The sequence below is a fragment of the Ligilactobacillus hohenheimensis genome, assembly GCF_947381805.1.
Classification (GTDB): domain Bacteria; phylum Bacillota; class Bacilli; order Lactobacillales; family Lactobacillaceae; genus Ligilactobacillus; species Ligilactobacillus hohenheimensis.
On record NZ_CANCXC010000002.1, the window covers coordinates 26,028 to 39,457 of the forward strand.

Consider the following 13,430-nt stretch of genomic DNA (forward strand, 5'->3'; position numbering starts at 1 on the left):
ATGGACTTAGATGAAGAATACCGGGAGATAAACCGCCAACTAGTTGCTGCAGAAACGGAGGAAGCGTCCCTTCGTGAATTAAACCGGGAAACGAAGGAGATTTTGGATAATACCGAGGGACTTTTACGAACAATTGCTAATGTGAACGACCAGGTATCAAACGGCGCATATCACAGCCGATATGCGCAAGAATTGTCTGCAATAGGGCGAAATTGGGTAGGTTATCGCAATCGAATTTTAGGTGGCATAAGTACACAGGTTCAAAACTGTGAACGGGATCTCCAAAGCAATAAAAGGGAACAGGATGAACTGTATCAGTTAAAAAAGCAGGTTATTCATCGAATGGAGGAAGAATAATGGTACGAATGAAATTAACGGCCGCTAAGGAACAGGTTAACTCATTGCGGAGGGTGAGTAATCAGCTAAATGACCAGGTAGATAGTATTCAGAACGTGATTACCATGTTTTCTGATAATAGTAAGTTATCCGGGCGGGGGTATACCCAAGCGAAGGATTTTGGAATGGCTGTTGTAGTAAATGCCTGGCGGGCGCTACGGGTGGCTTGTGAGGCAATTGCTAGGTCCGCTAATAAGATGGTCACACAGTACGAGTCAATGGTTGACACGAAAAGCTGGTCAGATGAAGAGCTTGACATGAAGATTCAGCGCCTAGTTCAAATGAAAAGACAGCTGATGGGAACCATTCAGCAATTATCACACCTTAAGCAAAAAGCAAGTGATGCCGGGCAGGATACCACGGGATTTGCGGATAGTATCCGGGGATGTAATGAACTGGTGGGTAATATTGAGCAAGCAATCCAGCGGTTACGTCAGATTAAGAATCACCTACATGAGTTTGATGGGCAATCTGCGAGTCTGATTCAGGATGCTCAGCGCCTGTTGGCTGCTGCCCGGAACGGAATTGCTGAAATGAATAATGGAATCCATAACAATGGAACTATCAGCATGCCAAGTAAGTCAGCGTTAAATTGGATTGATGAAGTTAATGCTTTGGCAGAAAAGTATGATACTCGCCGGCAACGTTTTATTGACGTCATGAGTGAAGCCTTTGGGATTGATAAGCCTACTGCTGTAGATTTGTATAAGCTTCAACAAGGGGTCGAACATTATGCTGAGAAACATCATAAAGGGAAAAAGTGGGCGATATATGAGTACAGCAGGCTTGTTGCTAACCTAGGTGGATATGGGAAAGGTATGTTTAAAAAGTTTGTGTGGGCACAGGCAGGGTGCGATATACCTAAAGATCAGTTTTCCATGCTTTTAGAAAAATACGGAGCAGCGTCAATTGGACGGAAATTAGTAAATGCGCAACATAGGTACTTTTCAAGTAAGGTTGATATGGCACATGAGATGGTTATTATAGCTTCACTAACTGGTGAAGCTAAGACTAACTATGCTTCTAATTACGGAACAGTAGCTCTTTCCTACTGCTTTTCGAGAGGATTGGGGATGTCGTTTAGCGATCATGGTGTCAAGAATGAATTTAAAGATAACGTTTCCTATCGGGGAGATATTGTATCCGGAAGTTATAGTAATGCTGATTTTTCTGCCGATGTTGATGCGGAAAATATATATCGGCGGATGATGAAGGCACAAAGCATAAAACAGGCCTTTAATGTCCCAGTAAACTATTACGAGGGAATTGCAGATGGGACAATCAATAGAAAAACGGAGTTTATAAAGAATAATGGTGGTTGGAAAAATATAAACGTAAAAATTAACGCGTGGACGCCTGAGGATGATGTATTAACCTTTTATAAAGTTAATGGGTCTCAAATTAGCAGGGCGAAAAAGAGTTTCAAGCAGTATTTAGATAGTAAATCAACTGGAATCGAGGCGCTTTTTAACTAATGGATAATCGTTTATTTCATGGGATTGACCGGACCTTGATGATTATTGTTGTAGTCATATTATGCGGGATAGTCGCTGCGGTGGCAATTAGTTCCGAGCGGATAGTTAGGTTTAACCACGTCGAAACGGCTCCGCAGCGAACGGAATACTTAGCTAATCATTTATTAACCGGTTACCCCAAAACGAACGAGCAGTTGATGGAGGAGAACGGGCACTTTAAGCACGCCAAAATGAAGGGGTTAGACGTTATTTGTCCCACTTTGGCTAGTTGCCCGGGATTAATCATCAAAACGAAGGATTATACAATCCTATATATGTTAAATGACTATTGTACAGTAACAGATTCAGAAGGAACAAGGTACACATTTAATGATCAAATGACTGAGCTGGGTGGTTGTAGTAAGAAAACGCAGCGAAAGGTTATGCGCGAATGGAATGCTCGTCTTGATCAAATCGGACACCGAATGAATTTTCAATTTAACCTTATGCCGTGGAAGGACTTTGGACTGTGATCAGAGGGCCAGAAAATGAAAAAGGGTGGCATCGTCAAATATATGACAATAACCGTAACTGTTTTATACCTCCTGATAGGAAGCATCGGTTGTTTTAGAATTTTCTTCTTCAATCACGTTGAGACCGCCCAGCAACGAACTATGTACTTGGCCAATCATTTACAAACGGGGTTTCCGGAAACTAACGAGCAGTTGATGAAGAAGAATGGTAACTATAAGGAGTGGATTCTGCGGGGGCTACAGGTAGTTGATATTAGTCGTGCCCGTTGGGGAGGCATAATCATTAAAACTAAGGACTTCACGATTAAGGATCAGGGAGAAGATGCGTGTCTTGTAATAACCAAAGATGGATCAACGTACATTTTCACCGATCACATGAAGCGGTTGGAATCGTATGACGTTTCATATGATAATTCTACAAGTTATGCTAGTCAGAAAATGGTGCGGAAGGTTAAACGGGAGTGGAACGCGCAACTTGATCAAATTGGGCACCGCATGAACTTTCAGTTTAACTTTACTCCGTGGATGGACTTTATATGGTGAGGAGCTGACTAATGGACAATCGTTTATTTCATGGCATCGACCGAGCTTTAATGATTATCGTTGACTGGCCGGATTGCGTTGGCGGATTCCGGGTGATGGAACAGCCGAAGAAGACCCGCCAGCCAATGGACGAGATTCTGACGGTCATTCACTAGCCCTTAAAATTCCGGGCGGCCTGCGGTATACTGGGCAGGTAGACTTATATAGTGGAAGGAATGGTACGAAATGGCATTGAACTTAATGCTGATGGGGTTACCGGGCGCCGGTAAGGGGACCCAGGCTGAGCGGATTGTTGACGAATACAAGATCCCGCACATTTCAACGGGTGATATTTTCCGCGCTGCCATGAAGAACGGAACGGAAATGGGCAAGGAAGCCAAGAAGTACATCGACAAGGGTGAACTGGTTCCGGATGAAGTCACCAACGGAATCGTCAAGGACCGGTTGGCCGAAGATGACGTCAACGACGGCTACATGCTGGACGGTTTCCCGCGGAACATGGTCCAGGCCGAAGCGCTCGACCACTTTGGCGCAGAATTAGGTAAGCCGTTGAACTGCGTGATTAACATTGATGTTGATCCGGAGTCACTGATGGAGCGGTTAACTGGCCGGTTTGTTTGCCGCGACTGTGGGGCAACATACCACAAGGTCTTCAACCCGACAAAGGTTGAGGGAACGTGTGACCGGTGTGGTGGCCACAACTTCTTCCAGCGGGATGACGACAAGCCGGAAACGGTTAAGAACCGGCTGGACGTCAACATGAAGATGAACACGCCTCTGCTGGACTTCTACAAGCAGAAGGGAATTCTTCATAACGTGGACGGAAACCAGGACATTGATGCTGTTTTTGCGGCAATCAAGCAGGTTTTGGATTCCATTAAGTAGCGGTCAGGCCGCTAATTAGCATTAACTTTAGATAACCTGGATTATTATGGTGCGGATGCTTGTCGAAAGCTATTTCGTGTGCTATGATAATTCAGGTTTACTTTTTCAATGGGCTTAGTTTGCACTTTTTGCGCTAGCTCGCGGAAAATGGTGGGACTCTCCCGGATGGGAAACTACTCACGTGTTCGACGACGGGTAAAGTTTCACAACCAATTTAAGGAGGTACTTTTACGTGGCGAAAGATGATGTGATTGAGATTCAAGGGACAATCAAAGAAACGTTGCCCAATGCGATGTTTAAAGTTGAACTTGAGAACGGGCACGAAATCCTTGCCCACGTTTCCGGAAAGATTCGGATGCACTACATTCGGATTCTGCCGGGTGACCGGGTAACGGTTGAAATGTCCCCTTACGATTTGACTAAGGGTCGCATTACCTATCGCTTTAAATAGATTGTCCTTCGAAAAAAATTTTTTAGGAGGTATGATTCATGAAAGTAAGACCATCAGTTAAACCAATGTGCGAACACTGCAAAGTAATCAAGCGCAAGGGTCGCGTTATGGTTATTTGCGATAACCCGAAGCACAAGCAACGTCAAGGATCATAAGATAAGGAGGTGTAATTGTAATGGCTCGTATTGCAGGGATTGACTTACCAAGTGACAAGCGGATTGTCATTGGGTTAACCTACATTTATGGAATCGGTAACTCACGTGCTAAGAAGATCTTAGCAGACGCAGGCGTTTCAGAAGACGTTCGCGTTCGTGACCTGACAGCCGAACAGGAAGACAAGATCCGGGTGGAAGTTAACAAGTACGACGTCGAAGGGGACCTTCGGCGGGAAGTTTCCATGAACATCAAACGTCTTTCTGAAATTGGCTCTTACCGAGGCCTTCGTCACCGGCGGCACTTACCAGTTCGTGGTCAGAACACCAAGAACAACGCCCGCACGCGGAAAGGCCCAGCGGTTTCAATTGCAGGGAAGAAGAAATAATAAATTAAAATAAAAGGAGGTTAGATCGTTCATGGCAGTTAAGAAGTCACGGAAGCGCCGGGCAAAGAAGCACATTGAGTCCGGTGTGGCACACATTCACTCAACCTTTAACAACACCCTCGTGATGATTACGGACGTTCATGGGAACGCCGTTGCATGGTCATCAGCCGGTGCACTTGGCTTTAAGGGGAGCCGGAAGTCAACGCCGTTTGCTGCACAGATGGCTGCGGAAGCCGCTGCTAAGAGTGCAATGGATCACGGAATGAAGACCGTTGAAGTATCCGTTAAGGGCCCTGGTTCAGGGCGTGAAGCTGCTATTCGGGCACTTCAGGCTGCAGGACTTGAAGTTACATCCATCAAGGACGTAACGCCGGTTCCGCATAACGGATGCCGTCCGCCAAAGCGTCGTCGTGTTTAATAGCGACATTACCGTTGGGGACGGTCCCGAAACGGTTTTGTTGGCTGACACGATGCGTTTTGAAAGGGGTATGCATTACTAATGATCGAATTTGAAAAACCAAAAATTCATAAGATTGAAGAGACGAAGGACTACGGCCGGTTTATCGTTGAACCATTAGAGCGGGGCTACGGTACGACGCTTGGGAATTCGTTACGCCGGATTCTGCTTTCTTCGTTACCGGGGGCAGCGATCACTGACGTTCAGATTGATGGTGTTCTGCACGAATTTTCAACCGTTGACGGGGTGTTAGAGGATGTCACCAAGATTATCCTGAACCTCAAGAAGGTTGCCTTGAAGATCAACGGTGAAGACAAGCAGGACCTTGAGATTGACGTGACCGGGCCGCTTGAAGTAACGGCTGGTGACATCCAGGGGTCAAGTGATGTTGAGATTTTGAACCCCGACCAGTACATTTGTACGGTTGCTGATGGTGCCACGTTCCACGCCCGGCTGTCTGCTAACACGGGGCGGGGATACGTTTCGGCTGATGAAAACAAGGCCAAGGCAGATGACATGCCAATTGGTGTTTTACCGATTGACTCACTTTATACCCCAATCGAGCGCGTCAATTACCAGGTTGAAAAGACGCGTGTTGGTCAAAAGGATGATTACGACAAATTAACCCTTGACGTGTGGACAAACGGTTCACTGACGCCAAGTGAGGCAATTAGCTTATCCGCTAAGATTTTAACGGAGCACCTAACCCTGTTCGTCGACCTGACAGATGAGGCAAAGAACGCCGAAATCATGGTTGAAAAGGAAGAGACGGCCAAGGAAAAGATGCTGGAAATGACCATCGAAGAGCTTGATCTTTCCGTTCGGTCATACAACTGCTTGAAGCGGGCCGGCATCAACACGGTTCAGGAACTGACCGACAAATCAGAAGCTGACATGATGAAGGTGCGGAACCTCGGACGGAAGTCCCTCGATGAGGTTGAAGGTAAGTTAGCTGAACTTGGGTTAAGTCTTCGTCAAGACGACTAATAACAACATAAAGGAGGGACTATTGATGGCTTATCGTAAATTAGGACGGACCAGCGAACACCGGAAGGCAATGCTGCGGAACCTGACTACTGATCTGATCGTTAACGGCAAGATCGTAACGACGGTTCAGAAGGCCAAGGAAGTACGGAAGATGGCTGAAAAGATGATTACCCTTGGGAAGAAGGGTGATTTATCCGCCCGGCGGAAGGCTGCTGGTTACATCATGGACGTTGTTGTTGACAACGACAACGACGAAGATGCAAGCGTTAAGACGGCACTCCAGATGCTGTTTGATGACGTTGCTCCCCGTTACGCAGAGCGGAACGGTGGGTACACGCGGATTTTAAAGATGGACCGGCGGCGTGGTGATGCTGCTCAGATGGCAATCATCGAACTGGTTTAATTGAATCTGCGAATTAAATACGTAAAGGGTCACTTTTACGGTGATGGAAGGATGCTATGATGATGGCGAATGCCAAGTCTAGTCCTAAGTAGTCCGGGAGGATGAAAATTCACCGTAAAAAGTGATTTTTTATTTTATACGGAACTCTTTATGGGCGGATTCCCAGGAAATCATGGTGCTGGTTCCGGGTTCTCTGATATAATGTGGGGGAATTACACGGTTAGGGGGGATTAGTATGCCGGTCATTGATGTTCGGGACGTAACGGTGCAGTACCGCGATGAGGATCGTCCTGCGCTGCAGCACGTTTCGTTGCAGGTTACGCGGGGGGAATGGATTGCCTTAATTGGGCACAACGGTAGCGGGAAGAGTACCCTTGCCCGGGCGCTTGATGGGCTGGTGCCCCTGACAGCGGGAGCTATTTACGTTGCGGGAATTCCCGTCGACGAAGAGCATATCTGGGATGTCCGGCGCCGGGTTGGAATGGTTTTTCAAAACCCTGATAACCAGTTTGTCGGGGCGGACGTTGCGGGTGACGTGGCGTTCAGCCTTGAAAATCAAGAAGTCCCCCGTGAAGAGATGCACCAGCGCGTGGCGGCCGCGCTGAAGGCGGTGGGAATGGCAGAGTATGCCAACCACGCTCCGAGTCGTCTTTCGGGAGGGCAAAAGCAGCGGGTCGCAATTGCCGGTGTGTTGGCACTGCGTCCTGAAATTGTGATTTTTGATGAGGCGACGAGTATGCTTGATCCGGCCGGACGGGACGATGTTGTTGCGCTGATGCGGACCCTTCATGAGCAGGGATTAACGATTATTACCATTACGCATGATATTGACGAAGCCGGATTGGCGGACCGGGTAATTATGCTGGATAACGGGCAGGTGGTGACGGCAGCTCCCCCGGCCACCGTTTTTGCGCAGGAGGATACGCTAGTCGCCCGGGGATTGGATGTCCCGTATTCCGCCCGGTTAAAGCAGGCGCTTGCTGCCCGCGGAGTTCGGGTACCTAAGGAGTATCTCACAAACGAAGGGATGGTGAACTGGTTATCGCAATTGAAGTTAACCATTTAAGTTACACCTACCAGGCGGGGACGCCCATGGCAGTGCCGGCCCTGCAGGATGTTTCCCTTCGGATTGAGGATGGTAGTTATACGGCCATTATTGGGCACACGGGAAGCGGGAAATCGACGCTCCTCCAGCATTTCAACGGGTTGCTTAAGCCGACATCTGGGCAACTGACGGTGAATGGGGTGACGATTACCCCCGCAACGAAAAACAAGGAACTGAGTGACCTCCGTCATCAGGTTGGATTTGTGTTCCAGTTCTCGGAGGCGCAGTTGTTTGAGGAAACGGTCCTCAAGGATATTGCCTTTGCACCCCGGAACTTTGGAAAGAGTGCGGCCGAGGCGGAGCAGATTGCCCGCAAAGTGGCGGCCATGGTGGGGTTAAGTGAGACAACGCTCACCCAGTCACCGTTTGACCTCTCTGGTGGACAGATGCGGCGGGCGGCCATTGCCGGCATCCTGGCAATGGAGCCCCATACGCTGATTTTGGATGAACCGACGGCCGGATTGGATCCGCAGGGGCGGCGAAGCATGATGAACTTGTTTGCCCGCCTTCACCGGGAGTATCACCTCACGATTATTCTGGTGACCCACCAGATGGATGACGTGGCGGATTATGCCGATCACGTGATTGTGATGGAACACGGTCAGGTGCTGCAGACGGGGACGCCGCGGCAGGTGTTTGCGGACGCTAAGTGGCTGCGAGAGCACCACCTGCGGTTACCGCAGACAGCAGCAATGGCGGAACAACTGGCAGCACGGGGCTTCTCGTTTGATCCGCTCCCGTTAACCGAACACGAACTTGCTGATCAGCTTGTTCCTCAACTACAAGGAGGTGGCCGGCATGACTAAACTGCTGTTAGGGCGGTACGTCCCCGGCAATTCGGTTCTCCACCGGATGGACGCCCGGGCTAAGTTAGCCCTTAGTTTTGCGTTTATTGCCATTATTTTCTTGGCCAATAATTGGGCCACGTACCTGATACTAAGTGCGTTTACGCTGGGGTGTGTGTTCCTTTCCCGGGTATCTGTGCGCTTCTTTATCGCTGGGGTCAGACCCCTTATTTGGCTGATTCTGCTAACGGTGACGCTTCAGATTTTTTTTGCGCGGGGAGGCACCGTTTACTGGCACTGGGGAATCTTCTCCCTGACGGCGGGAGGGATTATTAACGGGATTTTCGTGTTTTGCCGGTTTATGCTGATTATCTGCATGTCGACCCTCCTGACCCTCACCACGCCGCCACTGGCAATTGCGGATGCGATGGAGTCGCTGATGGCCCCGCTGAAGCTTTTAAAGGTCCCGGTTGCGGAAATTGCGTTGATGCTATCAATTGCATTGCGGTTTGTGCCGACACTGATGGACGAAACCCAAAAGATTATGAATGCGCAGCGGGCGCGCGGGGTCAGCTTTAGTACCGGGAAGATTCGCGACCGGATTAAGGCGATTATTCCACTCCTAGTGCCGCTCTTTGTCAGCTCGTTTGAGCGGGCGGAAGATCTTGCCACCGCGATGGAGGCCCGGGGCTACCGGGATGGCGCCCACCGGACAAAGTACCGGGTTCAGCAGTGGCACTTGATGGATACCATTGCAGTGGTGGTGTTCGTGTTTCTGACGGGTGCGCTGGTATGGCTGCGTGCTTAAAATCAATTCTACGAAGAAGGGATGATGGCGGATGCCACGGTATAAGGTAACGCTGGCCTACGATGGAACTAACTTTGCGGGCTACCAGGTGCAGCCCCATAAACGGACGGTCCAGGGCGTTTTAGAACGGGCCCTCAATAAGATGAGTAAACGGGACGATTACGTTCACGTGGTGGGGTCGGGCCGGACCGACGCGGGGGTGCACGCCCTCGGCCAGGTAATCCACTTTGATTTTCCCCACGACATTCCGGCGCAGGGGATGCTTCGCGGGTTGAACAGCATGCTGCCGTTAGACTGTGAAGTGGTGGCCTGTGAAGTGGTCCCGCAAAGTTTCCATGCCCGTTATACGGCCCACGCGAAAACCTACGTTTACCGGGTGAGCCGCGGGGAGTTTGTTAACCCGTTTAAACGAAACTACACCGGCCACTATAAGTTTAAGTTGGACCTTGATAAAATTAGGGCGGCCCTCCCGGACGTGGAGGGGACCCACGACTATTCGAGTTTTGTGGCCGCGGGCAGCCAAGCGACCAACCACGTGCGAACGGTGTACCGGGCCACTGTGCGGGAGGATCAGGCAAATGACGAAGTGGTTTTCTCGTTTACCGGGAATGGTTTTTTGTATAATCAGGTGCGGATTATGGTGGCCACCCTGCTTGAGATTGGGGCGGGCCGGCGACCAGTGCATGATTTTCAACGGCTCTACGTGGTTAAGGACCGGAATGAATGCCGCGAAACGGCCCCGGCAAGCGGGCTCTACTTAAAGGCCGTTTACTATGATCAGCCGGGATCAGAATTAACCCGAAAAAGCGGGGAAGACGATTGACGCGTGCGGGGCAAAAGAGTATCATATTAGCTGGTATTGTTTGCCCCACAGTAAGCCCCGTTAACCTTATTGTTTGTCAAACATACAGAAATTGGAGGATATAATCGTGCGTACAACATATATTGCAAAGCCAGGCGAAGTTGAGCGGAAATGGTATGTCGTTGACGCCACTGATGTTCCTTTGGGACGGTTATCAGCGGTTGTTGCATCTGTTCTGCGTGGTAAGAACAAGCCAACGTTTACGCCACACGTTGATACTGGTGACTTTGTCATCGTAATCAACGCCGAAAAGGTTGCGTTGACCGGGAAGAAGGCCAAGAACAAGGTCTACTACCACCACTCCAACCATCCGGGTGGATTAAAGGAACGGACAGCCGGTGATTACCGTGAAAAGGATCCCGAGAAGCTCATTGCCCTTTCAGTTAAGGGAATGCTGCCGAAGGGTACTCTTGGTCGCCAGCAGCTGAAGAAGCTCCACGTTTACCGTGGTGCTGACCACAAGCACGCTGCACAGCAGCCAGAAGTATTAGATATTACGAACTTAATCTAGATCTAGGAGGAAATCGAATTGGCTCAAGTACAATACTACGGTACAGGTCGCCGGAAGAACTCAGTTGCCCGGGTCCGGTTAGTTCCGGGAACTGGTAAGATCACGATGAACGGCAAGCCTGCAGAAGAATACATTCCATTTGCAAACTTACGTGAAGTCATGGTTCAGCCGTTTGACGTTACGGAAACGAAGGGCTCATACGACGTCCTCGTTAACGTAAACGGTGGTGGCTTCTCAGGACAGGCTGGTGCTACACGGCACGGAATTGCCCGCGCACTGCTTGAAGTTGACCCGGACTTCCGGGGCGCACTGAAGCGTGCAGGTCTCTTAACACGGGACCCACGGATGAAGGAACGGAAGAAGCCAGGTCTCAAGAAGGCCCGGAAGGCTTCCCAGTTCTCAAAGCGTTAATCGGATTTCGGTTAATGGCGATGAAAAAAGAATCCAGGTTTTTCCTGGGTTCTTTTTTGTTTGCAAAAATAGTGTTCTCCTAATAAAACGCTTACATTTTTGTTATAATAGCTATGGAGCATTTATTCCAATTATTTTTTAGGGGGAGATACTATGAATTGGGTAAAGCAGTTATTGGCGCCGCCACCAGCGCAACCGCTCCGGGATGATGCGACGGTGCGGCGGCTCTACCCGCGGTACCGGATGCGCGTTTTCATCGGGATTTTCGTCGGGTACATGGGGTACTACTTTGTGCGGAATACCACGGCGGTTCTTTCCGGAATCCTGCAGATGTCGGCCACCCAAATCGGAATTATTTCGTGTGCGTCGTACGTGGCGTACGGGATTTCCAAGTTTGTGTCCGGCCACATTGCGGACAGTTCTAACGCCAAGATTTTCTTGCCGTTGGGCTTGGTTTTATCAGGGGTTGTTAATATCCTAATCGGGGTGATTCCGGGAATCATTTCCACCGTTTGGATTTTTACTGTCATGTACCTGATTAACGGCTGGCTCCAAGGAATGGGGTACGGCCCGTGTTCCCGGTCACTGGTGTACTGGTTTGACGATGAAGAACGGACGTTGTGGGGTTCGATCTGGAACCTTGCCCATAATTTTGGGGGTGCCCTTGCGCCTGCTTTGGCTGGATTAGGACTGGCAATTGCGGGGAATAACGCGATGGCGCGGGCCCACGCAGCGTACTGGCTTCCAGGGATTGTTGTTATTATCATCGCGGTGTTCGTGTACTTTATCCAGGAAGACACCCCAGAATCAGTTGGGATGCCGTCCGTGGAACAGTACCATCACCTGCCGGCCAAGAAGCAGCCGGCAGCGGTACCGCCGATGAAAGTGGTTATCCGCGAGTACATTTTGCCAAATAAGAAACTACTGTGGGCGTGCATGTACGGGGCATTCGTTTACGTTCTCCGGTACGGGATTGTTGTATGGGCGCCCCGGTTCTTAGCGGCGCCCCAGAGCGTTGGTGGCAAGGCCGTGAACGCCGCCGCGGGAATGGGCGGTTTTTCGTTCTTCGAAATTGGCGGTGTGCTGGGCATGCTGTGCGCCATGATGATTTGCCGGAAGGTCTTTAACAACTCGATGCCACTAACCAACGTTGCCTTTCTGGTATTAACCATGGTTTTAGTTGTGATTTACTGGTTCATTCCGGCGGGAAACCAGTACCTGCTCGCTGATTACGCGGTCCTCATTGGTCTGGGATTTGGAATTTACGGCCCGGTAATGACAATTGGGTTGTACGCCATGGGAATTGTGCCCAAGATTGCGGCTGGGGCAGCTGCAGGGCTGTCAGGAACGTTTAGTTACGTGTTGGGGGCGGTTATTGCGACCCTGGTAATCGGAATTATCGCTGATCACATGGGCTGGCTGGCCGTCTTTGGCCTGTTTATCATTGCGGCGATTGGGGCGATTATCTGTACGTTGTTGTCCCGGGATAAGCGACTAGAAGGGTTTCACCAGTCCCAGGAAAGTTAAAATTAAGAAGCCGAAGAATTAACAAATAAAAACGTGGGGGAAGGTTGTGACTTCCACCACGTTTTTTGCGTTTTACCGGGGATTAGGTTATTGGGGCATTTCTTCTTTGGTCAACCGCCCGTCTTCCAGGTGATAAATTTCGTCGGCAAAGTCGCGGAGCCGCAGGTCGTGGGTAACCACAATAACGGCCTTATGGTATTCGCGGGCGAGGGTGGCGAGCAGCTGCCCCACCTTAACCACCCGCGGACTGTCCAGGGCAGCAGTGGGTTCGTCGGCAAGCACGATTGCCGGGTCGGGATACAGGGCGCGGGCGATGGCAACGCGTTGCTGCTGGCCACCGGAGAGTTCCACCGGGTACTTGTGCTGTAGTTCAGCAATCCCTAAATCCGCCAGGAGCTGGGTAAGCTGGGCGGAATTAAGGTTGCCGGTGCGTTTAACGCGGTCCACCAGGGCAAACTGTTCGGCCACTGTGAGATAAGGAACCAGGTTGTATGCCTGAAGAATAAACCCAATCTGGGTGAGCCGTAGCTGATCGCGTTGCTTTTTAGTCATCGTCGTCAGGGCCTTACCGGCCACGGTGACGGTTCCGCTTGTGGGCGTTTGTAAGCCCCCCGCAATGGTGAGAAGTGTGCTTTTTCCCGAACCGGACGGGCCGAGGATGAGGACCATTTTCCCCGCCGAGGCCGTGAAGTTAATCTCGGAGAGAACGTGGACACGGGCGGCGTCATGGCCGAAAAACTTATTAACGTTTGTAAGTTGAATTGCTGGCAT

At 50.1% G+C, this 13,430-nt stretch carries 20 protein-coding genes; 19 read left to right on the forward strand and 1 reads right to left on the reverse strand.

All coding sequences use genetic code 11. The features are described 5' to 3' along the window. The 19 genes from QOR60_RS03870 to QOR60_RS03960 all read left to right on the forward strand — a co-directional run bounded on the left by QOR60_RS03870 (window position 1) and on the right by QOR60_RS03960 (window position 12,659). The gene (locus QOR60_RS03870; RefSeq protein WP_283582049.1) at window positions 1-357 is read left to right on the forward strand and encodes a hypothetical protein; all 357 of its coding nucleotides are present in this window, start codon (window positions 1-3) and stop codon (window positions 355-357) included. Next, window positions 357-1,871 (forward strand): T7SS effector LXG polymorphic toxin, encoded by a 1,515-nt coding sequence (locus QOR60_RS03875; RefSeq protein WP_283582050.1) that lies wholly within the window; start codon window positions 357-359, stop codon window positions 1,869-1,871. The genes QOR60_RS03870 and QOR60_RS03875 overlap by 1 nt, the downstream gene beginning before the upstream one ends. Next, window positions 1,871-2,383: a hypothetical protein gene (locus QOR60_RS03880; protein WP_283582051.1), complete on the forward strand. Its 513-nt coding sequence runs from the start codon at window positions 1,871-1,873 to the stop codon at window positions 2,381-2,383. The genes QOR60_RS03875 and QOR60_RS03880 overlap by 1 nt, the downstream gene beginning before the upstream one ends. A 15-nt stretch (window positions 2,384-2,398) precedes the next feature. After that, window positions 2,399-2,926 (forward strand): hypothetical protein, encoded by a 528-nt coding sequence (locus QOR60_RS03885; RefSeq protein ID WP_283582052.1) that lies wholly within the window; start codon window positions 2,399-2,401, stop codon window positions 2,924-2,926. Window positions 2,927-2,937: 11 nt separating this feature from the next. After that, window positions 2,938-3,081, forward strand: a complete 144-nt coding sequence (locus QOR60_RS03890) for a hypothetical protein (RefSeq protein WP_283582053.1) — start codon at window positions 2,938-2,940, stop codon at window positions 3,079-3,081. A 70-nt stretch (window positions 3,082-3,151) separates the two neighbouring features. Then, window positions 3,152-3,811, forward strand: a complete 660-nt coding sequence (locus QOR60_RS03895; RefSeq protein WP_283582054.1) for an adenylate kinase — start codon at window positions 3,152-3,154, stop codon at window positions 3,809-3,811. A gap of 232 nt (window positions 3,812-4,043) precedes the next feature. Beyond that, entirely contained in the window at window positions 4,044-4,262 is a 219-nt protein-coding gene (gene infA / locus QOR60_RS03900; RefSeq protein ID WP_283582055.1) for a translation initiation factor IF-1, read from the forward strand. A 38-nt stretch (window positions 4,263-4,300) separates the two neighbouring features. Further along, entirely contained in the window at window positions 4,301-4,417 is a 117-nt protein-coding gene (gene rpmJ / locus QOR60_RS03905) for a 50S ribosomal protein L36 (protein ID WP_283582056.1), read from the forward strand. Window positions 4,418-4,437: 20 nt separating this feature from the next. Beyond that, the gene (rpsM, locus tag QOR60_RS03910) at window positions 4,438-4,803 is read left to right on the forward strand and encodes a 30S ribosomal protein S13 (RefSeq protein ID WP_283582057.1); all 366 of its coding nucleotides are present in this window, start codon (window positions 4,438-4,440) and stop codon (window positions 4,801-4,803) included. Window positions 4,804-4,834: 31 nt separating this feature from the next. Then, on the forward strand, window positions 4,835-5,221 hold the full coding sequence (gene rpsK, locus QOR60_RS03915; protein ID WP_283582058.1) for a 30S ribosomal protein S11: 387 nt from the start codon (window positions 4,835-4,837) through the stop codon (window positions 5,219-5,221). A gap of 81 nt (window positions 5,222-5,302) precedes the next feature. Further along, a complete protein-coding gene (locus QOR60_RS03920) occupies window positions 5,303-6,247 on the forward strand; it encodes a DNA-directed RNA polymerase subunit alpha (protein WP_283582059.1) in 945 nt (314 codons plus the stop codon). Window positions 6,248-6,272: 25 nt separating this feature from the next. Beyond that, window positions 6,273-6,650: a 50S ribosomal protein L17 gene (rplQ, locus tag QOR60_RS03925; RefSeq protein ID WP_283582060.1), complete on the forward strand. Its 378-nt coding sequence runs from the start codon at window positions 6,273-6,275 to the stop codon at window positions 6,648-6,650. A gap of 235 nt (window positions 6,651-6,885) precedes the next feature. Further along, on the forward strand, window positions 6,886-7,716 hold the full coding sequence (locus QOR60_RS03930) for an energy-coupling factor transporter ATPase (protein ID WP_283582061.1): 831 nt from the start codon (window positions 6,886-6,888) through the stop codon (window positions 7,714-7,716). Then, window positions 7,692-8,561, forward strand: coding sequence for an energy-coupling factor ABC transporter ATP-binding protein (locus QOR60_RS03935; protein WP_283582209.1), 870 nt, complete (start codon window positions 7,692-7,694; stop codon window positions 8,559-8,561). The genes QOR60_RS03930 and QOR60_RS03935 overlap by 25 nt, the downstream gene beginning before the upstream one ends. Beyond that, on the forward strand, window positions 8,554-9,348 hold the full coding sequence (locus tag QOR60_RS03940) for an energy-coupling factor transporter transmembrane component T family protein (protein WP_283582062.1): 795 nt from the start codon (window positions 8,554-8,556) through the stop codon (window positions 9,346-9,348). The genes QOR60_RS03935 and QOR60_RS03940 overlap by 8 nt, the downstream gene beginning before the upstream one ends. Before the next feature lie 31 nt (window positions 9,349-9,379). Next, the gene (gene truA / locus QOR60_RS03945) at window positions 9,380-10,171 is read left to right on the forward strand and encodes a tRNA pseudouridine(38-40) synthase TruA (protein ID WP_283582063.1); all 792 of its coding nucleotides are present in this window, start codon (window positions 9,380-9,382) and stop codon (window positions 10,169-10,171) included. Window positions 10,172-10,277: 106 nt separating this feature from the next. Beyond that, window positions 10,278-10,721, forward strand: coding sequence for a 50S ribosomal protein L13 (gene rplM, locus QOR60_RS03950; RefSeq protein ID WP_283582064.1), 444 nt, complete (start codon window positions 10,278-10,280; stop codon window positions 10,719-10,721). 18 nt (window positions 10,722-10,739) lie between these two features. Further along, window positions 10,740-11,132: a 30S ribosomal protein S9 gene (gene rpsI / locus QOR60_RS03955; RefSeq protein WP_283582065.1), complete on the forward strand. Its 393-nt coding sequence runs from the start codon at window positions 10,740-10,742 to the stop codon at window positions 11,130-11,132. Window positions 11,133-11,285: 153 nt separating this feature from the next. After that, the gene (locus tag QOR60_RS03960) at window positions 11,286-12,659 is read left to right on the forward strand and encodes an MFS transporter (RefSeq protein WP_283582066.1); all 1,374 of its coding nucleotides are present in this window, start codon (window positions 11,286-11,288) and stop codon (window positions 12,657-12,659) included. An 87-nt stretch (window positions 12,660-12,746) separates the two neighbouring features. Here the strand turns inward: QOR60_RS03960 and QOR60_RS03965 are convergent, their stop codons facing one another. Further along, on the reverse strand, window positions 12,747-13,430 hold the full coding sequence (locus QOR60_RS03965) for an ABC transporter ATP-binding protein (RefSeq protein WP_283582067.1): 684 nt from the start codon (window positions 13,428-13,430) through the stop codon (window positions 12,747-12,749).